The 26,030-nt window shown below is 64.6% G+C and carries 22 protein-coding genes and 1 pseudogene; 13 read left to right on the top strand and 10 right to left on the bottom strand.

Translation table 11 applies throughout. From position 1 onward, the window contains the following. The first annotated feature begins 156 nt into the window (after positions 1–156). Together pheS and pheT are read left to right on the top strand one after the other, a co-directional pair. Positions 157–1,683 carry a phenylalanine--tRNA ligase subunit alpha gene (gene pheS, locus NATPE_RS00960; protein ID WP_006183299.1) on the top strand — a complete coding sequence of 509 codons (1,527 nt, stop codon included), beginning with the start codon at positions 157–159 and terminating at the stop codon, positions 1,681–1,683. Next, complete coding sequence (gene pheT / locus NATPE_RS00955) at positions 1,683–3,398, top strand: phenylalanine--tRNA ligase subunit beta (protein WP_006183298.1); 1,716 nt, start codon at positions 1,683–1,685, stop codon at positions 3,396–3,398. Before pheS ends, pheT begins: the two co-directional genes overlap by 1 nt. A gap of 162 nt (positions 3,399–3,560) precedes the next feature. Here the strand turns inward: pheT and NATPE_RS00950 are convergent, their stop codons facing one another. Continuing rightward, a complete protein-coding gene (locus NATPE_RS00950; RefSeq protein WP_006183297.1) occupies positions 3,561–3,758 on the bottom strand; it encodes a SymE family type I addiction module toxin in 198 nt (65 codons plus the stop codon). Positions 3,759–3,981: 223 nt separating this feature from the next. Here NATPE_RS00950 and NATPE_RS00945 point away from each other — a divergent pair, with 223 nt between their 5' ends. The 3 genes from NATPE_RS00945 (at position 3,982) to pheA (ending at position 6,962) form a co-directional block, all read left to right on the top strand. Then, positions 3,982–4,290, top strand: coding sequence for a non-histone chromosomal MC1 family protein (locus NATPE_RS00945; RefSeq protein ID WP_006183296.1), 309 nt, complete (start codon positions 3,982–3,984; stop codon positions 4,288–4,290). Between the two features lie 451 nt (positions 4,291–4,741). After that, positions 4,742–6,052: an MFS transporter gene (locus tag NATPE_RS00940; protein ID WP_015298661.1), complete on the top strand. Its 1,311-nt coding sequence runs from the start codon at positions 4,742–4,744 to the stop codon at positions 6,050–6,052. Between the two features lie 91 nt (positions 6,053–6,143). Continuing rightward, positions 6,144–6,962 carry a prephenate dehydratase gene (gene pheA / locus NATPE_RS00935; protein WP_006183294.1) on the top strand — a complete coding sequence of 273 codons (819 nt, stop codon included), beginning with the start codon at positions 6,144–6,146 and terminating at the stop codon, positions 6,960–6,962. Between the two features lie 23 nt (positions 6,963–6,985). On the opposite strand, the gene NATPE_RS00930 is transcribed toward pheA, so the two are convergent. Then, positions 6,986–7,147 carry a hypothetical protein gene (locus NATPE_RS00930; RefSeq protein WP_015298660.1) on the bottom strand — a complete coding sequence of 54 codons (162 nt, stop codon included), beginning with the start codon at positions 7,145–7,147 and terminating at the stop codon, positions 6,986–6,988. A gap of 91 nt (positions 7,148–7,238) precedes the next feature. On the opposite strand from NATPE_RS00930, the gene NATPE_RS00925 reads away from it, so the two are divergent. The 3 genes from NATPE_RS00925 (at position 7,239) to NATPE_RS00915 (ending at position 9,139) form a co-directional block, all read left to right on the top strand. Beyond that, entirely contained in the window at positions 7,239–7,697 is a 459-nt protein-coding gene (locus NATPE_RS00925) for a peroxiredoxin (protein ID WP_006183292.1), read from the top strand. A 62-nt stretch (positions 7,698–7,759) separates the two neighbouring features. Beyond that, complete coding sequence (locus tag NATPE_RS00920; RefSeq protein ID WP_006183291.1) at positions 7,760–8,179, top strand: Hsp20/alpha crystallin family protein; 420 nt, start codon at positions 7,760–7,762, stop codon at positions 8,177–8,179. A 159-nt stretch (positions 8,180–8,338) separates the two neighbouring features. Further along, a complete protein-coding gene (locus NATPE_RS00915) occupies positions 8,339–9,139 on the top strand; it encodes a hypothetical protein (RefSeq protein WP_015298659.1) in 801 nt (266 codons plus the stop codon). 87 nt (positions 9,140–9,226) lie between these two features. Here NATPE_RS00915 and NATPE_RS00910 read toward each other — a convergent pair whose 3' ends face one another. Continuing rightward, entirely contained in the window at positions 9,227–9,994 is a 768-nt protein-coding gene (locus NATPE_RS00910) for an SDR family NAD(P)-dependent oxidoreductase (RefSeq protein WP_049804968.1), read from the bottom strand. Positions 9,995–10,101: 107 nt separating this feature from the next. Then, positions 10,102–10,448, bottom strand: a pseudogene (locus tag NATPE_RS20905) (IS6 family transposase); the annotation flags it as partial. Between the two features lie 252 nt (positions 10,449–10,700). Between NATPE_RS20905 and NATPE_RS00905 the strand changes: the two are divergent. From NATPE_RS00905 to NATPE_RS00895, 3 genes are read left to right on the top strand one after another with little or no spacing between them, the layout of a single operon-like run. Further along, complete coding sequence (locus NATPE_RS00905; RefSeq protein WP_015298658.1) at positions 10,701–11,384, top strand: potassium channel family protein; 684 nt, start codon at positions 10,701–10,703, stop codon at positions 11,382–11,384. Next, positions 11,381–12,922 carry a TrkH family potassium uptake protein gene (locus tag NATPE_RS00900; RefSeq protein WP_015298657.1) on the top strand — a complete coding sequence of 514 codons (1,542 nt, stop codon included), beginning with the start codon at positions 11,381–11,383 and terminating at the stop codon, positions 12,920–12,922. The genes NATPE_RS00905 and NATPE_RS00900 overlap by 4 nt, the downstream gene beginning before the upstream one ends. Beyond that, positions 12,919–13,158 (top strand): hypothetical protein, encoded by a 240-nt coding sequence (locus NATPE_RS00895; RefSeq protein WP_006183285.1) that lies wholly within the window; start codon positions 12,919–12,921, stop codon positions 13,156–13,158. The genes NATPE_RS00900 and NATPE_RS00895 overlap by 4 nt, the downstream gene beginning before the upstream one ends. Before the next feature lie 233 nt (positions 13,159–13,391). On the opposite strand, the gene NATPE_RS00890 is transcribed toward NATPE_RS00895, so the two are convergent. After that, positions 13,392–15,878 carry an efflux RND transporter permease subunit gene (locus NATPE_RS00890; protein WP_006183284.1) on the bottom strand — a complete coding sequence of 829 codons (2,487 nt, stop codon included), beginning with the start codon at positions 15,876–15,878 and terminating at the stop codon, positions 13,392–13,394. A gap of 771 nt (positions 15,879–16,649) precedes the next feature. Between NATPE_RS00890 and leuS the strand changes: the two genes are divergently transcribed. Both leuS and NATPE_RS00880 read left to right on the top strand, forming a co-directional pair. After that, the gene (gene leuS / locus NATPE_RS00885; RefSeq protein ID WP_006183283.1) at positions 16,650–19,298 is read left to right on the top strand and encodes a leucine--tRNA ligase; all 2,649 of its coding nucleotides are present in this window, start codon (positions 16,650–16,652) and stop codon (positions 19,296–19,298) included. Positions 19,299–19,602: 304 nt separating this feature from the next. Beyond that, the gene (locus NATPE_RS00880; RefSeq protein ID WP_006183282.1) at positions 19,603–20,367 is read left to right on the top strand and encodes a YqjF family protein; all 765 of its coding nucleotides are present in this window, start codon (positions 19,603–19,605) and stop codon (positions 20,365–20,367) included. 42 nt (positions 20,368–20,409) lie between these two features. Here the strand turns inward: NATPE_RS00880 and NATPE_RS00875 are convergent, their stop codons facing one another. From NATPE_RS00875 to rio1, 5 genes are all read right to left on the bottom strand, one after another. Continuing rightward, the gene (locus NATPE_RS00875; protein ID WP_006183281.1) at positions 20,410–21,408 is read right to left on the bottom strand and encodes an ornithine cyclodeaminase family protein; all 999 of its coding nucleotides are present in this window, start codon (positions 21,406–21,408) and stop codon (positions 20,410–20,412) included. A 446-nt stretch (positions 21,409–21,854) separates the two neighbouring features. Then, complete coding sequence (gene thsA, locus NATPE_RS00870; protein ID WP_006183280.1) at positions 21,855–23,519, bottom strand: thermosome subunit alpha; 1,665 nt, start codon at positions 23,517–23,519, stop codon at positions 21,855–21,857. 295 nt (positions 23,520–23,814) lie between these two features. Continuing rightward, positions 23,815–24,372, bottom strand: coding sequence for a KH domain-containing protein (locus NATPE_RS00865; protein ID WP_006183279.1), 558 nt, complete (start codon positions 24,370–24,372; stop codon positions 23,815–23,817). 107 nt (positions 24,373–24,479) lie between these two features. Beyond that, complete coding sequence (locus NATPE_RS00860; protein ID WP_006183278.1) at positions 24,480–24,980, bottom strand: metallophosphoesterase; 501 nt, start codon at positions 24,978–24,980, stop codon at positions 24,480–24,482. Between the two features lie 55 nt (positions 24,981–25,035). Next, entirely contained in the window at positions 25,036–25,911 is an 876-nt protein-coding gene (rio1, locus tag NATPE_RS00855; RefSeq protein WP_006183277.1) for a serine/threonine-protein kinase Rio1, read from the bottom strand. Between the last annotated feature and the right edge of the window lie 119 nt (positions 25,912–26,030).

Below are 26,030 nucleotides of genomic sequence, written 5' to 3'. Positions count from 1 at the left end.
GGTTTCTTCTTCGCCCGGTGAGACCGGGCCGGTGGACCCGAGAGCGGTCACATCGATCGCTCGCGGCGAAACCGACCGTTCGCGACGCCGGCGGGACCCGTCCCGCACGGTATCGGAACCGCTAACTGACCGACACGCAGCCATTCAACCAAGCGAATGCAACTCCCATCACAACAGGTCGCGGTCCTAGAGGCCGCGAGCGCGGACGAGGCAACGTCCGTCGATGCCCTCGCCGCGGCGACCGACCTGCCCCCCGAAACCGTCACGGGGGCCGTCTTCGAACTCGAGGACGAGGGGCTGGTCGCCGTCAGCGAGCGGGTCGACGAAACGGTGACGCTCACCGACGAAGGTGTCGAGTATGCCGGCGACGCCCTCCCCGAGGTACGACTCTACGAGGCCGCCCTTGCGGCCGGCGCCGACGAGGAATCGACCCAGATGGGGCAAGTCATCGGCACCTCCGGACTCGAGGGACCGCAGGTCGACATTGCGCTCTCGAACTACGCGCGGAAGGGATACGGCACGATTGACAGCGGTGAGATCACCGCCGACCCCGACGCCGACCCCGCGGCCGACGCCGAAGCCGACGCGCTCGCTGCCCTCGCCGACGCGGGCGAGACGCCGGTCGACGCCGTCGACATCGATTCGGACACCGTCGACCAGCTCGAGCGTCGCGGACTGGTCGACCGCCACGAGTCGACGGTTCGTGACGTCACGCTGACCGAACGCGCCGTCACCGAACTGATGGCCGGCATCGAGACCAGCGAGACGGTCGGCGAGGTCACCCCGGAACTGCTCACCAGCGGCGAGTGGGAAGACGTCGAGTTCGCCGACTACAACGTCGAGGCCGACGCCGAGCGCTTCGACGGCGGCAAGGTCCACATCCTGCGCCAGACCGCCGAGCGGGTCAAAGACACCCTCGTCGGGATGGGCTTTCAGGAGATGGACGGCCCCCACGTCGACGCGGACTTCTGGATCAACGACTGCCTGTTCATGCCCCAGGACCACCCGGCGCGGACCCACTGGGACCGGTTCGCCCTCGAAAACCCCACGCATATCGACGACCTCCCCCCGGACCTCGTCGACCGCGTCGAGCGCGCCCACAAGGAAGGCGTCGGCCCGGACGGCGAGGGCTATCACTCGCCGTGGGACGAGGACTTCGCTCGCGCGCTGGCCCTGCGGGGCCACACCACCTCGCTGTCGACCCGCTACCTGTCCGGCGAGGAAGTCGGCGATCTCGAGCCCCCACAGCGGTATTTCAGCGTCGAAAAGGTCTATCGGAACGACACGCTCGACCCGACCCATCTCCTCGAGTTCTTCCAGATCGAGGGCTGGGTGATGGCCGAAGACCTCTCCGTTCGCGATCTGATGGGCACCTTCGAGGAGTTCTACTCGCAGTTCGGGATCGAGGACATCCAGTTCAAGCCCCACTACAACCCCTATACGGAACCGAGCTTCGAGCTGTTCGGCACCCACCCGACGACCGGTGAGCTGGTCGAGATCGGCAACTCGGGGATCTTCCGCGAGGAAATGCTCGAGCCACTGGGCGTCGAATGCGACGTGATGGCATGGGGGCTGGCTCTCGAGCGACTGCTCATGCTGATGTACGGCTTCGAGGACATCCGGGACATCCACGGAACGCTGTGTGACCTGGAACTGCTGCGCGAGACGGAGGTGACCTACTGATGCCCACGGTCGACATCGACCCCGACGAACTGCGCGAGCTGACCGGCAGCGAGGAGAAAGGCGACGAAGAACTCAAAGACGACCTGTTCGGGCTGGGCCTCGAGTTCGAGGGCCGGACCGAGGACGGCGCGTTCGAACTCGAGTTCGCGCCCGACCGGCTCGACCGGCTCTCCGTCGAGGGCGTTGCCCGCTCGCTGCGCTACCAGTACGGCGACGCGCGGGGGATTCACGTCCCGTCGCCGAACTCGGCCGAGTGGACGATCGAAGTCGACGACTCCGTTCCCGACGAGCGACCCTACGTCACGGGCGCGGTGATCCGCGACGTCGACCTCGACGACGAGGCCCTCGAGTCGCTCATCCAACTGCAGGAGAAGCTCCACGCGACGATGGGGCGCAAGCGCGCAAAGGGCGCGATCGGCATTCACGACCTGACGATGCTGAAGGGCAGTTCCGCGACCGAAGAAGGGACCCCGACGATCGAGTACGTCGGGCTCGAGCCCGACGAGGACCGATTCGTCCCCCTCGATTCGGACGCGGAGATGACGCCCGCGGAGGTCCTCGAGGACCACCAGACGGGCCAGACCTACGCCGATCTGGTCAGCGAGTACGAGCGGTATCCGGCGATCTACGACGACATCGGGCTGTTCTCGTTCCCGCCGGTGATCAACGGCCGGCGCACCGAGGTGTCGACGGACTCCCGTGACCTGTTCGTCGAGATGACGGGCACCGACCAGTGGACGATCGACAAGATGCTCAATATCGTCTGCTACGCACTGTCGGCCCGCGGGGCCACCATCGAGGAAGTACGAGTCGAGTATCCGGATCACGACATCGTTCGCCCGGACTTCTCGACGAAGACGAAGACGGTCGCCCACGACCGTATCGAGACCATCCTCGGCATCGGCCTCGACCCCGAGGAGGTCATCGACCTCGCGGAACGATCGGGACTCGAGGCAGCGCGGGAGGAAAACGACGACGGGGACCTCGTCTACGAGGTGACGGTTCCGCCCTACCGCGTCGACGTCCTTCACCCGCTGGATGTCATCGACGATCTCGGGCGGGCCTACGGCTTCAACGACCTCGAGCCCCGGTATCCCGACGTGGGGACCGTCGGCGGCCGCCACGAGCGCTCGCGGCTCGAGCGAGCGGCCCGCGAGCAACTCGTCGGGCTGGGCTTCGAGGACCTGCTGAACTTCCACATGATCAGCGAGGGGGAGAACTACGACCGGCTCGACGTCGACCCCGGTGACGACGTCTACGGGGCCGGCGAGCCCGCGACGATCAAAGAGCCCTACAGCGAGGACTTCACCATGCTGCGGACGTGGGTCATGCCCTCGCTGTTGATGGTACTGGAGCGAAACACCCACCGCGCCTATCCCCAGAACCTCGCGGAGATCGGCTTCGCGGCCAACGTCGACGAGAGCGAAAACACGGGCGTCGCGGAAGGCCGTCGCGTCGGAGCCGTCCTCGCCCACCACGAGGCCGGGTACGAGGACGCCAAGGCCAGACTCCAGGCGCTGACCCGGAACTTCGGCGTCGACCTCGAGACGCCGCCGACCGACCACCCGACCTTCATTTCGGGTCGAACCGCGGCGGTCGTCATCGACGGCGAGGAAGTCGGCGTGATCGGCGAGGTCCATCCGAAGGTGCTGGTCGAACACGACCTCGAGGTGCCGGTCTCGGCCTTCGAGTTCGACCTCGAGGCGCTGCGCTGAGGGGAAAAGCGGTTTCCTGCTGTTTGCCGCCAGTCTACGGTTGCGGGCCAGTCACTGTACCGCGAGCGAGTGAAACGAGCGAGCGGCTTTTTTGGTCCAGATTTTTGCGCCGAGTGGTTCGCTCGCTTCGCGAGCGAACCCCGAGGCGTAAAAAGGTGGGTCTTAGAACTCGTGTTCGACGTCGTCCTCGTCGGCTTTCTGGATGATGATCTTGCCGTCCCGGACTCGGACGAAGACTTCGTCACCGATATCCATGCCCGCGACCTCGAGTTCGTCCTCGTGGAGGTTCAGATGGACGTTGTGGTAGTTACCGTCTTCGTCTTTCGCACCGCTTGGACTCAGCTTCTTTTTCCGTACCATCGCGGGATTCTATCCCGAACTTCGCCGTAGGATATACTTAAGTGTTTTCGACGCCTCGGAGCGTGACCCGGGCGGGTGGCGCCACGCGGTGGCGGGACCGTCGACACGGAAACTGCGGAAACGTGGCGGCCGCTGCTCACTTAAAGATACCGACGCAGTCGGTCGATTAGTGGGGATATCTTTATGTCGGATCGTGTGCTGGACTGACACGGAGGCGAAAATCATGGTACGCGAAGACGGGAAACGAAACTTTGCACTGCGCGAATCGGGCGGCGACGAATCGAGCGTCTTCTCGGGGAACACCCCCCGGCAGGCGGCGCTCAAGGCGGCCCGACGACTCGAGCCCGGCTCGAGCGAGGAGTCGGCCGAGCGGGTCGAACTCAGACTGCGGGAGAAAGGTACCGACAAGGTCCACATCTACGACGGCTGGGCGTGGGAGGAGACGGCACCGGACGACAAGCCCGACTGGATGCCCGACGAGATCACGGAAGCGAACGTCTCGAAGAAGGGAATCGAACACTTAGACGAGTAAGTCGCCCGCTCGGTCATTTTCTCGGTGTCTCGACGACACCGGCGTGGGCGCAGTCGAGAGCCCGTCACCAGCGTCGCCCGAACCGATCGGGATCGGTCGGCCACAACAGGAAGTCGACGATCGACCACCAGCCCTTCGGTATGATTCTGTATGTCGATGGAAAGACCGTATAGTCTGCATTTGTCAGAACTACATATGGAATAATACTGGACGTACCTGTTGGGAAGTGACCCAACAGATGGGGTTGTTCTAATAAGTAGGTTTATACGGACGGTCGCGTTTCGCTCGAGCAGAGCATGTGGATGAACGTAGGCTGTTTCACCGATTCATACAGTATAGACGAGAGTATATCGGCAGTATTGGGAAAGTTCGTCCCCTTATCGGCGCTATTAAGATCCATATCGAAAAGAGAGGTCGTGGCCGTTTCAGGAGGTGAGCAGCCGTGATCAAGATGACCAAGTGGCGGACGTTGGTGTTGGCGACGATCGGGTTCAACTTCTCGTTTCTCATCTGGTTTTCCTTCGCGCCGTTTACCGGGCCGATGGCCGAGGAGTTCGGCCTCTCGGTGACTGAGATCGGGATTCTGGCGAGCGCGGCGATCTGGCTCGCACCGTTCGGTCGGATACTGACGGGCTGGCTCTCCGATCGCTGGGGCGCGCCGACGGTGTTCGCCATCGTCCTGGCCTACGTCGGCGTGTTCTCGATGGCGTCGGCGTTTGCCCAGTCCTACAGCGTGTTCTTCGTCACGCGGCTGATCGTCGCGACGGCGGGGATCACCTTCGTCATCGGGATCCAGCACGTCTCCGAGTGGTTCGACGAGGAACACCTGGGGACTGCTGAGGGGATCTATGCCGGCGTCGGGAACGCCGGTGCTGCCGGCGGCGCGTTGATCCTCCCGCGCGTGTTCGGCGAGGGGTGGAGCGGCCCCCTCTTCGAGAGCAACTGGCGGGCCGCCTTCTTCTACACCGGGATCGTCTCGATCCTGCTGGCGATCGTCTACTACACGATCGGGGAGGCCGCCAAGTCCGAGCAGCGCCGGCAGGCGACCGCCGAGAGCGCGACGCTCAAACAGTGGCTTCACACCGCTACTCGCTACGGAACCGTCGTCCTCGCGCTGGCCTACGTGATGAGCTTCGGCCTCGAGCTGTCGATGAACGGCTGGCTGGCGACCTACTACCGCGAGGGGTTCAACACGGAGAACCTCGTCCTCGCGAGTACGTTCGCGGCGACGTTCTCGGTCGCGGCCGGGCTGTTGCGGCCTTTCGGCGGCTACGTCAGTGACCTGCTCGCGCGCAAGGAGAAGAACATCCTGCCCGTCTTCACCGGCCGGTACCGCGAACAGTGGACGTTCGTCTCGCTGTGTTTCATCGTGCTGGCGATGATCGGGATGACGCTGGCCGGGCTGTCCGGGCAGGTCATGCTCGCGGTCGCCGCCGGCTTCGTCGTCGGGATGGGCTGTGCGTTCGCCGAGGGCGCGATCTTCGCGCAGGTCCCGGCCATGTTCCCGAACAGTTCCGGGAGCGTCGCCGGCGTCGTCGGCGGTGTCGGGACGGTCGGCGGGATCGTCTACCCGCTGGTCTATGCCGCGCCGGTGATGCCGAGCCTCCACACCGGCTACTCCGTCGTTGCGGCCACGATGATCCCAATCGTCTTGCTGTGTGCGTGGGTCTTCCAGCCCCACGTCGCCGAGCGGGCGACCGAGGACGGCTTCGTCGCCGCGAGCGCCGGGAGTACCGTCGCAGGCGAACCGTCCGACGACTGACCTGCGTTCGGCGAGCCGCTGGCCGTGGAGCCGCCACACACCGCCGAGAAACCCAACGATCTTTTGACCCGTAGCCTGCTATCGGTGGGTAATGGCTGCAGTCACGCTGGGACCCGAAGGGACCTACTCACACCGAGCGACGACGGCGGTCGCCGACGACGGCGAGATCGACTTCCGCCAGTCGGTCACGGCGATCGTCGACGCCGTCGACAGCGGCGAGTACGACCGCGGCGTCATTCCGATCGAGAATAGCATCGAAGGCTCGGTCACCGAGAGCCTCGACGCCCTCGCGGAGTACGACGTCGCCGTCGTCCGCGAGATCGTCACGCCAATCAGACACGCCCTGCTGGCACAAGGACCCGAGTTCGACACCGTCGCGAGCCACTCACAGGCGCTCGCACAGTGTCGCTCCTACCTCGAGCGAGAGTATCCCGACGCCACGCTCGAGGCCGTCGCGAGTACGGCCCAGGGCGTCGAGTTCGCCCGCGACGATCCGTCGGTCGCGGGGATCGGTCACCCGGCCAACGCCGAGGACGGCGTCGACCTCGAGGTTCTGGCCGAGGACATTCAGGATCAGGACTCGAACGCGACGCGCTTTTTCGCGATCGCGCCCGCCGCGGAGCGCTCGACTGGCGGCGGCAAGACCTCGCTGGTGGTCTACCCCAACGCCAACTACCCCGGCCTGCTACTCGAGTTGCTCGAGCCGTTCGCGGACCGCGATATCAACCTGACTCGCGTCGAGTCGCGACCGAGCGGGCAGCGACTCGGCGACTACGTCTTCCACGTCGACTTCGAGGCGGGTCTCTACGAGTCCCGAACGCAGGCGGCGATCGCGGACCTCGAGGAACTGGCCGAGAAGGGGTGGGTCAAGCGGCTGGGTTCGTACGATACCGAACACGTCGTCGAGTAGTCGACGGACGACGACCCGGCGGATCAGTCGGTCGTCGAGCCGTCCGGGCGGAGCCACGCCCGAATGCGGTCTGCATACGCGAAGAGGCCGATCGCGAGCCCGGCGACGAACGAGAGCAGGGCCGGGACGACGATCCACAGGAGGTCGGGATGTTCCGTACCGGTGTGAAGAACGACGTCTTCCATGCGCGACCGTAGGCCGACGCCCGGCATAATAGTCGCGATCGATCCCGAACAGTACCGGAAGCCGTTTTCCGTGCCCTGCCGTAGCACGGGTATGGCACTCGATGCAGGCGACGACGCGCCGACCGTAACGGCACCGAACCAGGACGGCGAGGACGTCACCCTCTCGTTCGAATCGCCGACGGTCCTGTATTTCTATCCGAAAGACGACACCCCCGGCTGTACGGTCGAAGCCAACCAGTTCCAACGCGAACTCGAGACCTACCGCGAGGCTGGCGTCGACGTCTACGGCGTCTCGCTCGACGACGTCGACTCCCACCGTGCGTTCTGCGATTCGGAGGGACTCGAGTTCGATCTGCTCGCGGACCCAGACGCCGAAATCGCCGACGCTTTCGGCGTCGAACTGCGCGATAGCGGCGTGACGACGCGGACGACGTTCCTGCTCGCCGACGGCGAGGTACAGGCCGCTTACGACGGCGTCGACCCCGACGGCCACGCCCGCGAGGTGCTGCTCGACGCGCTCGAGGACGGCCTCGTGACGCTGCCGGAGTGACGACGACTTCTGTCGACGCATCGCGGGCAGAATTTATCCCCATCGGAGTTCTAGTAGTACGTATGCGACGAAATCCGTTCGACGAGATCGAGGAGATGCTCGACCGCGTGAGCAGTCAGGTCGAGGAGGGGATGACCGCCGGCGGGCTCCAGGTCCCCGGTTCGGTGCCGGTCGACGTCGCCGACACCGGCGAGGAGTTCGTCGTCACGGCCGACCTGCCCGGCTACGAGACTGACGACATCGAACTGACGCTCGCGGACGGAACGTTGCGCCTCGAGGCCGCCCGGACCGACGAGGTCGAGGACGCCGAGAGCCGGTATATCCGCCGCGAGCGGACCGAGACTACCGCGAGTCGTCGGATCCGCCTGCCGGAGCCGGTCGACGAGGAGGGGGTCGCCGCCGGCTTCGAGAACGGCGTGCTGACGGTCCACCTCCCGAAGGTTTCGGAGGGCGAGGACTCGAAACGGATCGACATCGAGTAGCCGGCCTTAGTACCTCGCGGAGCCGCCCGTTTTTGGATCGGTGACCAGGATCACTGACCGACGCGAGTAGCGACGGCGTCCGCGCAGGCACCCGCTGGCCCGTCACGGTGGTCGGCTGTTTCCAGGCAGTTATTATGTCCCTACAATAACAACTCGGCCATGGTTCAAGTGTTCGCACTCGTCGTCGGCGGGGTCTTTCTCTTGGTTGGCGGTATCGTACTGTCTCGAGACGGCGAACTCGATGACCGAAGCGAAACGATCGACGAACTCGCGTCGGCGGGCGACGAGCGGGTCGAGCCGGGCGGCGAAGCGACGATCAGCGGGCCGGTTCACGTTCTCGAATCGGCGTCGCCGACGCGGACCGGCCCCGAGCCGAACGGGGGCGAGTCGGCCGCGCTTTGGGCGTGGCGCGTTCGTCAAAAGGAGAACACGGGGAACGGGAGCCGGTGGCGGACCGCCGAGTCCGAACTCGCGATTGGCGAGTTCGCCGTCGATCACAGTTGGAACCGTGTCCGCGTGGACACGACGACGATGGCGACCGACGCGGGCGACGATCCCTTCGACTCGCCGCGGCTGTTTCTGGGCGATCCGGAGACGGAGTCCTATCTCGGCGACCTCGGCCCGGTCAATCGCTTCCTCGAGCGAACCGGGCTGGCGGGGGAGGACGGCGTCGTCAGCGACCTCGAGTTCACCGTGAGCGTCGGCGGAAAGACCAGCATGCCCGACAAGTATCAGGCCACCGTCGTCCGTGACGGCGACGAACTGGTCGTTCGGGGCGAACTGATCGAGACGGCCGACGGCTACGTCCTGCGAGGAACCGACGAGACGCCGCTCGTGATCGCGACCGGAAGCCTCGAGGACCAGCGCGAGCAGGTGCGCTCGTCGGTTCGGCTCCGTCGGGTGGCCGGCGGGGTTTTCCTCGGTGTCGGCCTGCTCGTCGCGGTTCTCGCCGTCCTCTGATACGGTTTGCTGTCCCGATTTACCGGTGGGACCGCAGGACAGGTCGCGGTCCCACCGGCAATGACGGACAGGAGACCGTCTGAGTTTTTAGTACCAGGCCCCGCCCGACGAGACGTTGATGTCCTGTCCCGTGACGTGGCGCGACGCCTCGCTCGCGAGGTGGACGGCCATGTCGGCGACCTCCTCGGGCGGGACCAGATCGTCGATCATGAGGCTCTCGCGGACCTCGCCTTCGACGGCCTCGACGGGGACGCCCGCCTCCTCGGCCTGTCGCTCGAAGACACCCCGAATGCGATCGCCCTCGACCGGACCGGGACAGATCGCGTTGACTGTGACGCCGTCGTCGCCGAACTCGGCCGCCAGCGCGCGGGTCACGCCGATCAGCCCCATCTTCGAGGCGGCGTACGGCCCCCGGTTGGCGTAGGGTCGCTTGCCGCCGATCGAGGAGATGTTGACGACGCTACCTCGCTCGGACTCGCGCAGGTGCGGGGCCGCTGCCCGCGTGACACGTGCCACGCCGACGACGTTGACATCGAGCGTCTCGAGCCACTCGTCGTCGCTCGTCACCTCGAGCGGCGCGGTGGGGCCGGCGATCCCGGCGTTGTTCACGAGACAGTCCAGCCCGCCGAAGGTCTCGATCGTCTCGTCGATGGCGTTTTCGACCGAGTCGGGATCGGTCACGTCCGTCTCGACCGCCAGCGTCCGCTCGGGGGCGTCGATCAGGTCTTCGGTCTCGTAGATCCCGTCGCTTCTGGCTGCGAGGACGACGTTTGCACCCTCGTCTGCGAACGCGACGGCGATTTCTCGGCCCAGTCCCTGACTCGCGCCCGTGACGAATATAGTGTCGTCTGGTATCGTAGCACGTGATAGATGGGGTCGAAAATAAAACTACCGGTTATCGGACGGAGGGGTCGATATGGTTCTGCATTTCTCAACTGGTGTGTTTCCGTTGAGGGCACTGTCTAGTTCAGCACACCCTCGACCGGCGTCGTTCCGTCAAGAGTTTGATGCAGTCTCCGACGGTTGTAGTAATGCATGAACTGTTCAAGCCACTCGCGGACGCTTGACCGACTGCCCACCCACGAAGTATGGAAGCGATCGATCCGCATTTTGAGTGTGTGAGACCTCTGCTCGATGAGTTTCGGTCGGTATAGTTGGCTCGACCGCTCAATCCTAATCAAGCAAGGGCAGTCCGATAGCCGAACTGATTGACGAGAAACGCAGCCTCGGAGAGATCGTGGTTCTCGTCGAGTCGATGCAAAGACGCAACCGCCGGAGCAGTGCCATGCCGACCAAATAACGCAATGTCAGGGGTGCAATATGAACAGCGCCGCCCGTCGCAGTTCAGAGGCGGTCTGAACGGTGAACTGATGCCGGTTCGGTGGAATCGCCGTTGCTGTGCGCTCGAGCGTACCACAGATATGCGATCGGTGTCTAGGGATAGCAGTGAGCCGATGCGAATGCTGCTGGAACCGGCTTGTGCGCACACGATTCGAGCAGTCCCGTCAGCCGAATCCAATATCAGGGAGACTTATGTGACTTAGTTTGAAACGTTACGGCGATGCACTTCATCGTCGTCGGGGCAGGGAATGTCGGACGCCTGCTAGTGGATATTGCATCACGATCTCGAAACGACGTGGTGGTCGTCGAGCACGACGTGACGAGAGCGAACGACATCGCGAACGAGTACGATTGCCTGGTCCTCAACGAGGACGCGACGAGGGAGGAGACGCTCAAAGAGGCGGGCGCTGCTCGGGCCGATGCGCTCATCTCGACGCGCGAACTGGACGCAACGAACCTGTTCGTCTGTCTACTCGCAACCGAACTCGGGATTCCGACCGTCGTGTCCGTTCTGCACCAACCCGAACACCGGGAACTGTTCCGCAAGATGGGCGTCAACGCGGTCAAAAGCCCCGACCAACTCGCCGCCGAATCGCTCTACCGGACGGCACGACAGCCCGCGATTATCGACTACATGCCCGTCGAAGACGATGCGGAAGTCTTCGAGATCAAGGTCTCCGACGCCGCACCGATCGCCGGAAAGACCCTCGAGGACGCCAGATCGGGGGGCTTGATTCCCGACGATGTACTCGTGGTCGCTGTCGTCCCCCAGGACGGCAGCGGGCCACGGATCGCTCGGTCGACAACCGAAATCGGGGCCGGAGATCGGCTCGCCGTCTACTCCGGACGCGGGACCGATCCGGCGGTGACGGATCTCTTCGGATTCTTCGACGATTACCGATGAGAACCACAGTGGCACCGATCGGACGCGATCTCGGGTGGATGCTGCGGGTTTTCGGGGGGCTGGTCCTGGTATCGATCCTCGTTCCGCTCGTCTGGGGCGAGTATTACGCGATTCCCGGCCTCGTCGTCTCGGGGGTGATACCGGTAACGATCGGGTGGGTGCTCTCGACAGTGTTCGCCGATGCCGCTCCGCCGGACAAACTCCACGGCATGATGATCGCTGCCATCGGCTGGCTCGCCATCGCAGCGTTCGGCTCGCTGCCCTTTCTTACGACCGCCTGGATCGTGACGCTCGCGCCTGCCGGACTCGAGACACCACCCCCAGAGAGCGTCGACGCACTTACGAGTCCGCTGAACGCTCTCTTCGAGAGTATGAGCGGGTTCACCGGAACGGGGTTGACCATGATCACAGACGAGGGCTCGCTCCCCCGGACGCTACAATGGTGGCGGAGTATAATCGAATGGGTCGGTGGCGTTGGTGTGATCGTGCTGACGACAGCGATCCTCGCCCGTCCGGGGAGTGGTTCGTTGACAGTGTACGAAGGCGAAGCGCGATCACAGAAGATACACCCGAGTATCGTCTCGACCGTCCGCACTATCTGGTGGATCTTCCTGCTTTTCACGTCGATCGCGATCCTGTCGCTCTGGCTGGCCGGAATGCCACCGTGGCAGGCGATCAATCACGGCATGACGGGTATTTCGACTGGCGGTTTCTCGGTCATCGACGGTTCGATCGGCGCATACGACAGCGTCGTCATCGAAGTCGTTTTGCTCCCGATCATGATCGCTGGCGGCATTGCGTTCCCGATCCACTACCTCGTCCTCCAGGGGGATCTGCGAGGGCTGTACACGGACGTGCAGACGCGATGGTTGGCCGCGGTTCTCCTGCTCGGATCGGCGGCGCTCTGGCTATCGGTCTCGACAGCGTACGATTCGGTCACGGACGCGCTCCGATACGGCGTCTTCCAGTTCGTCTCAGCAGTGACCGCCGCGGGCTTCCAGACGGCGACCGATCCGACGCCCCTCTCGCTGGGGGACTGGCCCACGAGTGCGCTTCTCACGCTGGTCTTCGCGATGGTCGTCGGTGCCGCCGCCGGCTCTACCGCGGGCGGCATCAAACTCATTCGATTGATAATGCTGGTGAAAGGGATCCGATTTCGAGTCTCCTACGTCTTCTACCCCGACAGTACCGTCCATCGGTTTCGGATCGACGACCGCGTCCTCGACGAGGAAGACGGCCCTCGAGAGTTCGGAGAAGCGGCGATCATCGCGCTTCTCTGGTTCGTCTTCCTCGCGGTGAGCGTCTTCGTCCTTTTAGCGACGCTCCCGAGCGGGGCCTATCCGCTGGAACAGATCCTCTTCGAAATCGCGAGTGCACAGGGGAATGTCGGTCTCTCGACCGGGATCACCGGTCCCCACTCGCTGCCGACGGCTGGCAAGGTCGCGTTCATCCTGAACATGTGGATCGGGCGACTCGAGATCATTCCCATCCTCGTGACGCTTCGCGCACTCTTTTGGCGGGGTGGTATCTACGAATGAGTCGGCGTCGCTACCGCAGCCGGCTTCTTACGTGGATCGTCAACGCGGGACCGAGTGATACGGTCTTGAATCTCTATCTGGTTCTCGGCCCGCTCCTGATCGTGCTCGTCACTGTCGTCGGCAGAACTGGAGCGACGACGCTCATCGTTGCGGGCTACGTCGTCGGATTCGTCGGTTACACGATCTACAACGCCCTCACGACGACGGAACGCCCCGACTGGATACGACATCCATGACATCCGCCGCGCGATGAACGGAGCGGTTTCCCGAACGTTGGGAGAGTATGGTTCGCGAGTTACCTGTTCTTGTGGCGCTACTCGCTCGTCGTAAACGACGGGATTCGCTCGCTGTATTAAGATAGCCCGTGTTGGTCGGAGGGCGAGCCACATCGGCAGCGATTGATCGTCCGTGTGAGAGCGCTCGCGACGACGGTCCGCGGGTCGGCGTCATCGATGAGGTCACACGCCGATTAGGCCCCAAGTAGTGCTTTGAGCCGCGCGGTGCCGGTCGCGTCGGACGTGACACCCCGATCCCAGAGAACCAATGCAGGCGGCAGGGCAACGATGGATGCAGCAAACGAGTAGAACACGCTCAACGCGATCAGGAGCCCGAAGTCACCGAGCACGGGCGTAATCGCGAGCATCAGCGCCCCCGTTCCGATCGATGTCGTGAGCATACTGCCGGTGAGCGCACCGCCGGTACTCGACAGCGTCGTCGTAAGCGCCGATACCGTCTCCGGGTGTGCAGTATACTCGTCGACGAAGCGATGCATGAAGTGGACAGCGTAATCGACGCCGAGACCGATAGCGAACGACAGGAGTAGCCCCGTGACGGCATTGAGCGGCATATCGAGCAGCCGCATCGTACCGAGAAGACACGACACGGCGATCATGATCGGAAACACGTTGATGAGTCCGATCCACGGTTTCCCCTCGAGAACGCCGTACACGATCACGAGAAAGACCGCCGAGAACACGATAGCAAGCACCATCCCCTGGATCGATGATTCGAACAGGCTGTTGGTGATCGCGTTGTAAATGAGGGGCGTGCCCGTCGCAGTTGCGGTGTAGCGGAAGGAATCGGCGTGGTCGGCTCCGTCCGCTGCGATATCGTCGATCGTGGCGTCCGATTCGATGGTGTACTCGACTTGGGCCGCTCGCCGGTCGGGAGTCAGGTACCGCTCCGCCGCTGGCCCTGCCGGCGACGCGAACAACTCGTCGTAGATCCGGTCGAGGTTGCGGTCGGGAATGCCGTTCCCGTCTCGGTCGTTACGGGCGACGAGCGCAGCGAACTCGGGGTCCGCGTCGGCACGGGACTGAATCACGGAGACGATGCTCCGTGATTCCGCCCGTCCGTTCGGCCCGACGGCGAGCGTCTCCGGTGGATCATCGTCAGGGGCCGCCAGTGCCTCGAGCGCGTGGTCTTCCTCGAACGGTCCCTCGACGTACATCGTTATCGACTGATCCTGATCGGCCGCGAACCGCCCTTCAAGCAGGTTGAGCGTCTCCGTGGCAGTGTACTCGCCCGGGGCGAACGGCTCCGGGATGGAATCGACGTACCACGCTTCCTCTTCGGGCGGGAGGAAATCCTCCTCCTCGAACGTGGTTTCGACGCCGGTGCCGTACGCACCTATTCCGGCCCCGAAGAACACGAGGAGAACGACCATGAGGAGCGGAGCCCGCTTTCCGACGGTCGCGGAAACAGCCAGCAGCCGACCGAGCAAGGATTCCTCGGAGGCGATCGGGGTCGAGTTGAACTCCCGGACGTCGTGTCGGTCCCGAAAGCGGTCGGCTTGCAACTTCATCGCGGGCAAGCATCCGCTGAAGATGACGAACGTAAAGATGATTCCGGCGGAAGCCACAAGGCCCATCTCCCGCATCGGCTCGAGTTCGGCGAAGACGTTCGCTCCGAAGCCGAAGACCGCGGTGGCGGTCACGATGAAAAAGGCGGCCGAGAGCTGGCGGGTCGCGGTACGCATCGCGGGGACCGTCTCGTCGCCCCGGATCTTTTCCTCGCGATAGCGGTTGATAATGTGGATCCCGAAGTCGACGCCGACGGCCAACAACAGGACGGGAACAATGATCATCTCCTGTCCGAACGGTATCCCGGCGTAGCCGAGGAACCCGAACGTCCAGATCATCGTCATCAGCAACGCGATCAGGCCGAGTAACAGATCGAACGGGTCTCGATAGGCGACGGCGAGGAAACCCAAAAGCAGCGTCACGACGACGGGCATGACCATCACGAACGAATCGCTGATGACGTCTTCGAGTTCGGAGTCAACGATACCGCTACCGAACGCGCGGATATCGGCCGGCTCGTCGGCCGCCATCGTATCGATCGTCGTCAGGATGCCGTCCATGTCCTCATCGTCGAACGCGGATGGCACGTCGTGGGAGATCACCGTAATCGACGCCGATGCCGACGCCCCATCGCGGTTGAAGTCCTCCGAGACCAGCCTCGAGAACGACCGCCTCGAGCCGACCTCTCGGACCGCCTGCCGAATTTCGGTCTCCGTCGCCCGTTCGACGGCCCGGCGCTGTTCGGTCGGCGTGTCCGCTCCGGGCTCGAGCGCCTGCGCGACCATCGTCGCGGGGCCGTCCGCGGACTCCATTCTGAGCGTCGGCCGATCATCGATTCGCTCGAGCAGGCGGAGAACGTGGAGGAGTTCCTCCCGTGTGAGGACATCGGTCCCGTCGTGGACGAGTCGCGTCGTCTCATCCTCAGCCGTGAACGATCCCTGAAAGTCCGCTTCGACGTCGTCTTGTGTTTCTTTGACGTCGAGGCCGTCGGAGTAGCGCTCGCGGAGATCGGTCTCCGTTTCGACCAACGGGATTCCAGCGGCGAAAAACGCGGTCAGGAGTAGGAACACGATAACGATCGTACGCGGGCGGGAAACGATGAGGGCGGTCGATTGCGCGATCGCCTCGTCGATCCAGTGTCCGACCCTAGTCATGGAGACGTGCTGCTCGTTGTTCGACCGACGGCACTGTCACGCTCGCGGGGTCGAGTCTCGAGTACCGTGCGAGCGGTCGCGGATCCCGACGCGATCAAACCGCCACGGCCCGCCACGAATCGGCACCCCGCGCTACCTGCGGGCCGTCGTCCGGCGACAGCAACGTGGCCCCGTGGCGACGGGACCAGTACGATGGCGCTACGCGGCGGTTGGACGTTCCGTCACCCCCCGTTCACTCGTCCGTTCGAGCCCGAACGAGCGGTGACTCCGGTGCTGGCAACTGTTCGGTCGGATCGTCATGCGTGGTACATGAACATATTAGATCAAAATACTTTCGCCAATATCAGACTGAATGGGAATTTGAGAAAGGCACAAACTCGTTCGTGCGTTCGTTAGAAGGGGTAGAGACACATTCACCACCATTTGAATGTCACTTTAATACGTCGCTCGAGTGATTGCCACAACGCGGGCACGGCGCGGTCATCACGGTCGAACGGACACCGCTGACGGAGGGGGTCGAGGCACTGGCACGGAAGCGGCGACGTGGTATCGGCGAGGGCTCCTGCGGTACTCGAGGGCGAGCCATAGTCGTCACTGCACATCTGACCGCATGCGGCGTTGGGGCCAGTGTAGGAATCGTTTCAGTGGCTACGATATGTCGGCCGGCCGACGGACCCAGCCGTCTCGAGGCTGCTATCGGTGGTCCGAGCGAAGCGAGCTAGTGTATGGAAAGGTATAGGGTGGCGTCCCGTTCTAGAGGTATATAAGCAAATGAGCGACGCGGGATACGACCACGCGACGGTCGAACGGCGCTGGCAAGAGGCGTGGGACGAGGCGGACGTCTACCGGACGCCCGACGACGTCGAGGATCCGACGTACGTCCTCGGGATGTATCCGTACCCGTCGGGCAAACTCCACATGGGCCACGTCCGCAACTACACGATCACGGACGCGTACGCTCGCTTCCGACGAATGCAGGGCGACGACGTCCTCCATCCGATGGGGTGGGACGCGTTCGGCCTCCCCGCGGAGAACGCGGCCAAAGAGCGCGATACGAACCCGCGCGACTGGACCATCGACTGCATCGAGACGATGACCGACCAGATGGAGTCGATGGGCTTTGGCTACGACTGGGATCGGGAGATCACCACCTGCACGCCCGACTACTACCAGTGGAACCAGTGGCTCTTCTCCCGGTTCTACGAGGAGGATCTGGTCGAGCGCCGCGACGCCGAGGTCAACTGGTGTCCCCACTGCGAGACCGTCCTGGCCGACGAACAGGTCGAGGGCGAGGCCGAACTCTGCTGGCGCTGCGATACGCCGGTCGAGCAGCGCGAACTCGAGCAGTGGTTCCTGCGCATCACGGAGTACGCCGACGACCTGCTCGAGGCGATCGACGACCTCGAGGGGTGGCCCAACTCGGTTCGACAGATGCAGCGCAACTGGATCGGCCGCCAGTACGGGGCGGAGGTCGACTTCGCCATCGAAGGGCACGGTTCGGTGACCGCCTTCACCACCCGCATCGACACCATCCACGGCGCGACCTTCTTCGCGCTCGCACCAGACCACCCGATCAGCGAGGAACTGGCGGAGGAGAACGAGGAGATCCGCCGGTTCATCGATGAGGAGGCCGACCCCGACGGCGACGAACCCAACGGCGTCGAGACGGGACTGACCGCGACGAACCCCGCCACCGGCGAGGAGATCCCCGTCTACGTCGCCGACTTCGTCCTCTCGGACGTCGGGACGGGTGCGCTGATGGCGGTGCCGGCCCACGACGAGCGCGACCACGCCTTCGCCGAGAAGAACGACATCGAGATCCGCCCGGTCATCGCGCCCGAACCGGACGACGACGAAGAGCCCGAGGCCCCCGACATCGCGGACGAGGCGTTCACCGAGGACGGCGTCCTGATCGAGTCCGGCGAATACAGCGGCCTCGAGAGCGAGACCGCTCGCGAGCGACTCACTGCGGACATCGAGGGCGCCGCGGAGGCCACACAGTATCAACTGCGTGACTGGGGGATCTCCCGCCAGCGCTACTGGGGGACGCCGATCCCGGTCGTCCACTGCGACGACTGCGGCCCGGTCATGGTCCCCGAGGCGGACCTGCCCGTCGAACTGCCCGAGTTCATCAACACGACCGGCAACCCACTGGACGCCGCCGAGGAGTGGAAGCAGACGACCTGTCCCGACTGCGGCGGCGAAGCGACCCGCGAGACGGACACGATGGACACCTTCGTCGACTCCTCGTGGTACTTCCTGCGCTATGTCTCGCCGGACTTAGAGGACGCCCCCTTCGACCTCGAGCGGGCCAACGACTGGATGCCCGTCGACCAGTACGTCGGCGGCATCGAACACGCCGTGATGCACCTGCTGTACTCGCGCTTTTTCACCAAGGTGCTGGCCGACCACGAGGGACTCGAGCATCGCGAGCCCTTCACCAATCTGCTGGCACAGGGGATGGTCCAACTCGAGGGCGAGAAGATGTCCAAGTCCAAGGGCAACGTCGTCTCACCCCAGCGGATCGTCGAGGAGTACGGTGCCGACACCGCGCGGCTGTTCATGATGCAGGCCGCCCAGCCCGAGCGCGACTTCGACTGGAGCGAAGAGGGCGTCCAGTCGACCTACGCCTTCCTCGAGCGCCTGCAGGGGATGGTCGAAGACTACGTCGCCGACGAGCCTGACGGCGACGACGACGCGATCGCGAGTTACGTCGACGCGGAGATCGACGCTACGGTCGCCATCGCCACGGCAGAGTACGACGACCTGACGTTCAACAAGGCGTTGCGTGAAACGCAGGATCTCGTGCGAACGCTGCGCCAGTACGTCGATTACACCGAGCCCCACGCCGAGACCTACGAGCGCGGGCTGTCGGCCGTGGTCCGCTTGCTTGCGCCGGTCGCACCCCACATCGCCGAAGAACTCCACGAGACGCTCGGCAACGACGGGTTCGTCGCCGAGGCCGAGTGGCCGACCGCCGAGATCGACCGCGACCGGGTCGAAAAGCGCCGGCAGTTGGTCGAGAACACCCGCGAGGACATCCGCGACATCGTCGAGGTCGCCGGGATCGAGGACCCGACGGGGATCGAGGTCGTCGTCGCCCCCGACTGGAAGTACGACGCCCTCGAGATCGCGATCGAGAGCGACGCCGACAACCTGATCGGCGAACTCATGAGCGAGTCCCACATCCGCGAGCAGGGCGACGCCGCGGCCGATTACGGCCAGGACCTGCAGGTCGAACGGGAAGCGCTCTCGATGACGCTGGGCCCCGACGAGGAACACGCGGCACTGGAGTCGGCGGCGTGGCTGATCGAACGCGAATTCGACGCCCCCGTCGACGTCGTCCACGCCGTCGACGCCGACGAGGGCACCCTCGCTAACGCCGAACCCGGACGACCGGCGATCGAGATCGACGACTGATACCGGTTGCCGTACCGGTGGACCGCAGGGCGGTCGCGATCCCATCGATCGTCGTTTTCGCGTTCTTTCTGGGACGCTCGGGAACGGGCGGCCCAACGGCCGAGGACCACTGTACCAACCGACCGACATCGCCGTGTCCTGGCTCGAGTCGCCCGAAGAGTCGGTCATCGACCCGGCCGACTGACGCCGAGGAGCGGCTTCGCTTGTCGGAGCCGCCGACGACTGCCATCGGAACTGACAGCTTGCTATCTAGTTTATACGCCACGCAGTCGTACGGGTCGCTACAGACCTGTTGGTTTCGAGGATGACCGAACAACGCACGGACCCCGTTCGATGGTCGTTTGCGAACGGGTCATCGCCGAACGCACCACACGTCGTCTCGATGACCTGGCGAGACGGCCTGTTCGTCCACTGGCCAGTCGACCCCGACCGGCTGCGCCTGCACGTACCTGACCGGCTGACCCTCGAGACGCGGGACGGCCGTGCCTGGCTGAGCGTCCTGCCGTTCGTCCTGACGAAGGTCGGCCTCCGCGGGACCCCGTCGGTGCTGCGACTCGCCTTTCCGGCACTCAACGTCCGGACCTACGTCCGCTATCGGGGCGATCCCGGGCTATACTTCTTCAACATCGACGTCGACAACGCGCTGGTCGCGGCGACGGTCGGGCGGACGACCCGGTTACCGGTCTCCCGCGCACGGATGCGGGTCGGGGCGACCGACCAAAACCACGTGGCCTTCGAGAGCGAGCGGGTGAGACGCGAGGGAGACGGACCCCCCGCCCGGTTCGCCGCGACCTACCGGCCGGACGGCGAGGTCTTCACCGCCGACCCCGGCACGCTCGCGTACTGGCTCGCGGAACGTCGGCGGTTCTACGCGCCCGATTCCACCGGCGTCCTGACCGGCGAGATCGCACACGACCCGTGGCCGCTCCAGCCGGCCACCGTGACGATCCACGAAAACACGCTGCTCGAGGCCGCCGGCCTGCCGACGCCGACCGGCGATCCGGAGGTCCACTACGCCGACGAACTGTCGATGACGGGGTCGATTCCGCGGCGGTTGCGCGGTCGGTGAGCCGCCGACCGGTCGGCCGGCGACGTCGAGAACGGACGTCCCTTACGCCGAGTCGTCGACACCGACGATATCGAAGGGATGGCCGTCACCGTCCGCCGACGCTCGCTCGTAGACGACCCGTGCGGCGGCGACGTCCTGGATCGCGAGTCCGGTCGAGTCGAAGACCGTGTTGCCCGTCTCCGCCGTCCGTCCCGCTTTCGACCCGACGACGAGTTCGCCGATCTCGCCGTGGATGTCCGCGTCGGTCAGCACTCCCTCGTGGTACGGGACGTTGATCTCGCCCGAGTGGGTACACTGTTCGTGGTCGTCGATGACGATCCGCGCCGCCTCGAGCAGGGCGTCCTCGAGTTCGTGTTTCCCCTCGGCGTCGGCCCCGATGGCGTTGATGTGCGTGTGGTCGCCGACGTCGTCGGGGCCGACGATCGGGTCCTCGACGGGCGTCACCGTCGACAGCACGTCGCAGTGACCGGCCTCCGAGATCGAGCCCCCGCGAACGTCGAACCGGTCCTCGTAGGTCTCGATGAACCGTTCGACACGTTCGTCGTCGGGATCCGAGACCACGACTTCCTCGATGGGGCGCACCTCGCTGATCGCCTCGATCTGGGTGTAGGACTGGACGCCGGCACCGACGAGACCGAGACTCGTGGCGTCCTCGACGGCCAGGTAATCGGTGGCGACGGCCGCGGCGGCACCGGTCCGTTTCATCGTGAGCGTCGTCCCGTCCATGATCGCCAGCGGGAACGCGGTCTCGGGGTCGGAGTAGATCATCGTCCCCAGAACGGTCGGCAGGTCGTGGTCCGCGGGGTTGTCGGGGTGGACGTTGACCCACTTGAGCCCGGCGGCGTCCCAGTCGCCGGTATCGAGGTAGGCCGGCATCGACCGGAAGTCGCCGTTGTACTGCGGTAGATCGATGTAGGACTTGGCCGGCATCTGCGTGTCACCGCGTTCGAAGGCCCCGAAGGCCTCCTCGACGGCGTCGATGACGGCCGCGAGTACGGCGTGTTCGTCGACGTCATCGCTGTCGAGTAGAAGTGTGTTCATACCCGCGAATATTGCGGGCTCGTACTTAGTTCGTCGTGACTCGAGGCCACCGTGTCAGACGGTAACTTGAGGTCGCCATGGCAGACGGGACTGCCCGGTATGGCCCCTGCTTCCATTCCCGCGGCAACGGGTCCGGTTTCGGGGGCATCAGCCCGTCGCCCGGAGCAACAACTCGAGTCGGCACTCGAGTCTCGAACGATTCGTGGGAGCGCGAACTGCGGGAGTAGGGGATCCGGGAGTGCTACCGAAAGAGAAAGCGATCAGATGGGCCGACTGCAGTGGGCGATGCGGGTGGAAGACCTCCGTTCACACCGCGAGGGCCGCAGGCCCGAGCGGGCCGACGACCGATGTAGAGGTCCCGAAGGGACCGGAACGGAGAGAGGAGTGCTTTTATACTAAATTTTGCCGAGGGGCGGCTTCGCCGCCCTGCAGAGCAAAATTTAGGTTTACATCATGCCGCCCATGCCACCGCCCATACCGCCCATGCCGCCGCCCATGCCACCGGGGCCGCCGGCGGGCATGTCGTCGTCATCGTCGTCGTGGGAGACCGCGAGGTCGCCCGCGGCGATGACGTCGTCGATGCGCAGCAGCATGACTGCGGCTTCAGTAGCGGACTCGATGGCCTGGGTCTTCACGCGCAGCGGCTCGTAGACGCCCTCGGCGTCCATGTCGATGGTGTCGCCGGTGTAGGCGTCCAGCCCGGCGCCGGTGTCGCCGCCGTCGTGGGCGCTACGGAGTTCGACCAGCGAGTCGATGGGGTCGAGCCCGGCGTTCTCGGCCAGCGTGCGCGGGATGACCTCGAGCGCGTCGGCGAAGGCTTCGACGGCGAGCTGTTCGCGGCCGCCGACGGAGTCGGCGTAGTCACGCAGCGCGAGCGAGAGTTCGATCTCGGGTGCGCCGCCGCCGGCAAGCACCTTGCCGTCCTCGATGGTCGTCCGGACCACGCCGAGCGAGTCCTCGATGGCGCGGTCGATCTCGTCGATGACGTGTTCCGTGCCACCGCGGAGGATCAGGGTGACGGCCTGGGCGTCGTCGACGTCCTCGACGAAGATGCGCTGGTCGCCGGCGATCTCCTTCTGGGCGACGCTACCTGCGGCACCGAGGTCGTCCTCGGTCAGGTCATCGACGCTCGAGACGGGCGTCGCGCCGGTCGCGCGGGCCAGCTGGGACTGGTCGCTGGATTTGACGCGACGGACTGCGATGATGTTCTCCTGTGCGAGGTAGTGCTGGGCCATGTCGTCGATACCGCCGTCGACGAAGACGACGTCGGCACCGGCGTCGGCGACTCCCTGGGCCATCTCCTTGAGCTGCTGTTCCTCCTGTTCGAGGAACTGCTCGAGCTGGTCGGGGTCGGTGACGTTGACCTCGGCGTCGATCTCGGTCTCTTTGATCTCGAGGTCGCCGTCGATGATCGCCACGTTGGCGTCCTCGGCGAAGTAGGGCATGTTCTCGGAGACCCGTTCCTTGTCGACGATGACGCCCTCGACGAGTTCGGAGTTCTCGATGGAGCCGCCGACGACCTTCTCGACTTTGATGTTGTCCGTGTCGACGCCGTCGTCGCCGGCGACCGCGCGCACGGCCTCGACGACGAGTTCCGAGAGCAGGTCCTTGGCGTTCTCCGCGCCCTTGCCGGTCATCGCCGTCGCGGCGATCTGCTCGAGGACATCGGTGTCGTCCTCGTCGACGTCGATGGCGACTTCTTCGAGGGCCTCGGTGGCTTCCTCGGCGGCCTCTCGGTACCCCTGGGCGAGGGTGGTGGCGTGGATGTCCTGGTCCAGCAGGTCCTCGGCCTGGCTGAGGAGCTCACCGGCGATGACGACCGCGCTGGTCGTGCCGTCACCGACTTCCTCTTCCTGGGTCTCGGCAACTTCGACGATCATGTCGGCCGCGGGGTGGTCGATCTCCATCTCCGAGAGCAGCGTGACACCGTCGTTGGTGACGATGACGTTGCCCGAGGAGTCGACGAGCATCTTGTCCATCCCCTTCGGGCCGAGCGTCGTCCGAACCGACTCGGCGACGGCCTTCCCGGCCTGCACGTTCATCGACTGCGCGTCCTCCCCGGAGGTGCGCTGGCTGTCCTCCGAGAGTACGATAAGGGGCTGGTTGCCCATCTGCTGTTGAGCCATAGTCAGTCGAAGGATTGATTGTGATTCTATATAAGCTTTTTCCAATCCGACGAACAGGGACGGCTGAAGATGCCCCCGTACGGCGGTTTCGGTCCGAACGACGTAGGGGTATATATACTCACACTCGCTGAGAACCAGCGCGGAGACGGGCTATCGCGTGGAATTCCGACGGGCCGTGACTAACGATAGAAAAGCGGTTCGACGAAAACGACGACGGTGGACGGACTCGACCGCTCGTTCGCAGGGCCGCCGACTGAAGGCAACCGACCGACCGCAGGGATCAGGACTGACCGCCGGGGAACCGGTGGTACTCCATCCCCTTGTGTTTCATCTCGTTGTGCTTCTCCTCGAGGAACGAGTACACCGCGCCGTGGGGCGCGCCATCGAGGAGCATCTCGGCAGCGCTGCGGACGGCGTCGACCTCCTGTGGTGCGCCGATGACCCCGAGCGTCGAGCCGTAGATGACGACGTCGGCCCCGGTCAGTTCCTCCATCAGTTCGCGGGTCCGGCCGCCCTCGCCGATGAGCCGGCCCTTCTTGCGTTTCATGTCGTTTTTGTTGCGCGACGCGGCGTCGATATCGACGACGTCGAACAACATCATGTCGTCCTCGAGCAGTCGCAGGGCATCCTCGGGCGCGAACCCGCGGCCGATCGCGCGAACGATCTCGGGACCTTTGAGGCCGAGTACGGGGTCGCCGACGGTTTCGACGGCGACGGAGCCGTTCTCCGAGTCGATGTCGAGTCGCACTTCGGCTGCCGCCTCGATCTCGCGCATCGTCTCGCCACCTTCACCGATGAGAACGCCGATGCGGTCCTGCGGAATCTTCACGTGCTGCATACTGTTCGATACTCACTGGGCGAGGTTAAGCGCTTGGTCCGCGAGTACCGGGTGTTCCGTGCCACCGTCACGCGCGCCGTCTCGAGTCGTAGCGCGGCCGAACGACCCTACTCGAGAAGCGAGCGGAACCGCACCGACTGCGATCGGGTATCGACGATCGCGACCGTCCGGTCGTCGTCGGCCGCCAGTACGTGCGCGCCGGGGTTGAGGACCGTCGTCCGGCCGTCCGCCGATAGCTCGCGCTCGTGGTGGTGGCCGTAACAGACGAAATCGTAGCCGTCGCCGGCCGCGATGGCGTCGACCTCCGCCTTGCTCTCGCCGTGGAGAACGGCAAAGGAGAGCCCATCGAACTCGAGGTCGGCAAAGCGGCCGTGGAGTTGGCTCTCGCCGCCCAGCGAGTCGAACGCGCGCTGGAGGTTCCGGACGTCGCCGTCGTTGTTCCCGAGGACGCCGTGGAGTTCGAACCCCTCGAAGTAATCGACCATCAGGGGTGCGACGAAGTCGCCGCAGTGAACGACGATTTCGACGCCTTCCTCGGCGAAGATCTCGGTGGCGCGTTCGATGGCCTCGACGTTGTCGTGGGTGTCGGAGACGATACCGATGTGCATACGCGTTTCCGCGATAGCGATCCACTAAGGCGTTTGGACGACCGCGCGAACGCGATCAGTTCCGCGAGGGATCCGGCTCCGGGCTCGTGACGAACTCGAGCAGATCGTCTTCGGTCACCTCGAGTCCTTGTCGGGAGAAATAGCCCGCGACGTTCCGGCAGTCCCGCTCCAAGAACTCGCGGCTGTTGGGGTGGTGGACCGTGACGGCCTGTCCCAGATCGATCAACACCAGTTGCCCCTCGTCCTCGTCGAAGACGACGTTGTACTCGCTCAGATCGCCGTGGATCAGCCCGGCCGAGTAGAGCCGACGCATGTACTCGCGCATGACCTCGTAGGCGGTTTGTGGGTTCTCGATGTGGACCTCGCCGAGGCGTTTCGCGCGGCCGTCGTCGGTGCCGATGTACTCCATGACCAACACGTTGCGCTCGGTCGCGATCGGTTCCGGGACCCGAACCCCGGCCGCCCTCGCCCGGCGGAGGTTCGCTAGTTCCTTCTTCGTCCACGCGAGGACGACGTCTTTCTTCTGTCCGCCAAGCCCCTCGAACCGGGGGTCACCCTCTAAGTAGTCGCGCATCTGCCGGAAGTTCGAGGCGTTGATCCGGTAGATCTTGACCGCGACCTCGCGGTCGTCGCCCAGCGCGTGGTAGACGTTGGCCTCTTTGCCGGTCGAGAGCGGCCCGCCGAAGGCCTCGACGTAGCCGTCCTGGACGAGTTTGTACAGCGCCGCGAAGGTCGCGTCGTCGAAGACCGACTGCTCGACCTTGAACTGCTCGGCGTCCTTGATCCGCTCCTCGAACTGCTCGAACTCGCGGTCGCGCTTGCGGGCGATCCGGTCGGCTTCAGTATCCGAGACGTCGATCTCCTCCCACTCGTCACCGGGCGAATCGACGTCCTCGAGGTCGACCAATCCGAACTCCGTTCCCTGACCCATCTGCTCGATCCTAGGCGCCCCAACGGGTAAAGTACCGGGTCCGGCCGGCGGCCGTCGCCGGGCACTGGGCTCGACGTCCGAAAGAAGATCTATTTATACCCGGTTTCGCAAACACGGAC

The organism is Natrinema pellirubrum DSM 15624 (assembly GCF_000230735.2).
GTDB lineage: Archaea > Halobacteriota > Halobacteria > Halobacteriales > Natrialbaceae > Natrinema > Natrinema pellirubrum.
This window is presented reverse-complemented; position numbering and strand designations above follow the sequence as displayed.

Coding starts and splice junctions, on each gene's coding strand:
- pheS (WP_006183299.1), top strand. CDS start 157: ATGCAACTCCCATCACAACAGGTCGCGGTCCTAGAGGCCGCGAGCGCG.
- pheT (WP_006183298.1), top strand. CDS start 1,683: ATGCCCACGGTCGACATCGACCCCGACGAACTGCGCGAGCTGACCGGC.
- NATPE_RS00950 (WP_006183297.1), bottom strand. CDS start 3,758: ATGGTACGGAAAAAGAAGCTGAGTCCAAGCGGTGCGAAAGACGAAGAC.
- NATPE_RS00945 (WP_006183296.1), top strand. CDS start 3,982: ATGGTACGCGAAGACGGGAAACGAAACTTTGCACTGCGCGAATCGGGC.
- NATPE_RS00940 (WP_015298661.1), top strand. CDS start 4,742: ATGACCAAGTGGCGGACGTTGGTGTTGGCGACGATCGGGTTCAACTTC.
- pheA (WP_006183294.1), top strand. CDS start 6,144: ATGGCTGCAGTCACGCTGGGACCCGAAGGGACCTACTCACACCGAGCG.
- NATPE_RS00930 (WP_015298660.1), bottom strand. CDS start 7,147: ATGGAAGACGTCGTTCTTCACACCGGTACGGAACATCCCGACCTCCTG.
- NATPE_RS00925 (WP_006183292.1), top strand. CDS start 7,239: ATGGCACTCGATGCAGGCGACGACGCGCCGACCGTAACGGCACCGAAC.
- NATPE_RS00920 (WP_006183291.1), top strand. CDS start 7,760: ATGCGACGAAATCCGTTCGACGAGATCGAGGAGATGCTCGACCGCGTG.
- NATPE_RS00915 (WP_015298659.1), top strand. CDS start 8,339: ATGGTTCAAGTGTTCGCACTCGTCGTCGGCGGGGTCTTTCTCTTGGTT.
- NATPE_RS00905 (WP_015298658.1), top strand. CDS start 10,701: ATGCACTTCATCGTCGTCGGGGCAGGGAATGTCGGACGCCTGCTAGTG.
- NATPE_RS00900 (WP_015298657.1), top strand. CDS start 11,381: ATGAGAACCACAGTGGCACCGATCGGACGCGATCTCGGGTGGATGCTG.
- NATPE_RS00895 (WP_006183285.1), top strand. CDS start 12,919: ATGAGTCGGCGTCGCTACCGCAGCCGGCTTCTTACGTGGATCGTCAAC.
- NATPE_RS00890 (WP_006183284.1), bottom strand. CDS start 15,878: ATGACTAGGGTCGGACACTGGATCGACGAGGCGATCGCGCAATCGACC.
- leuS (WP_006183283.1), top strand. CDS start 16,650: ATGAGCGACGCGGGATACGACCACGCGACGGTCGAACGGCGCTGGCAA.
- NATPE_RS00880 (WP_006183282.1), top strand. CDS start 19,603: ATGACCGAACAACGCACGGACCCCGTTCGATGGTCGTTTGCGAACGGG.
- NATPE_RS00875 (WP_006183281.1), bottom strand. CDS start 21,408: ATGAACACACTTCTACTCGACAGCGATGACGTCGACGAACACGCCGTA.
- thsA (WP_006183280.1), bottom strand. CDS start 23,519: ATGGGCAACCAGCCCCTTATCGTACTCTCGGAGGACAGCCAGCGCACC.
- NATPE_RS00865 (WP_006183279.1), bottom strand. CDS start 24,372: ATGCAGCACGTGAAGATTCCGCAGGACCGCATCGGCGTTCTCATCGGT.
- NATPE_RS00860 (WP_006183278.1), bottom strand. CDS start 24,980: ATGCACATCGGTATCGTCTCCGACACCCACGACAACGTCGAGGCCATC.
- rio1 (WP_006183277.1), bottom strand. CDS start 25,911: ATGGGTCAGGGAACGGAGTTCGGATTGGTCGACCTCGAGGACGTCGAT.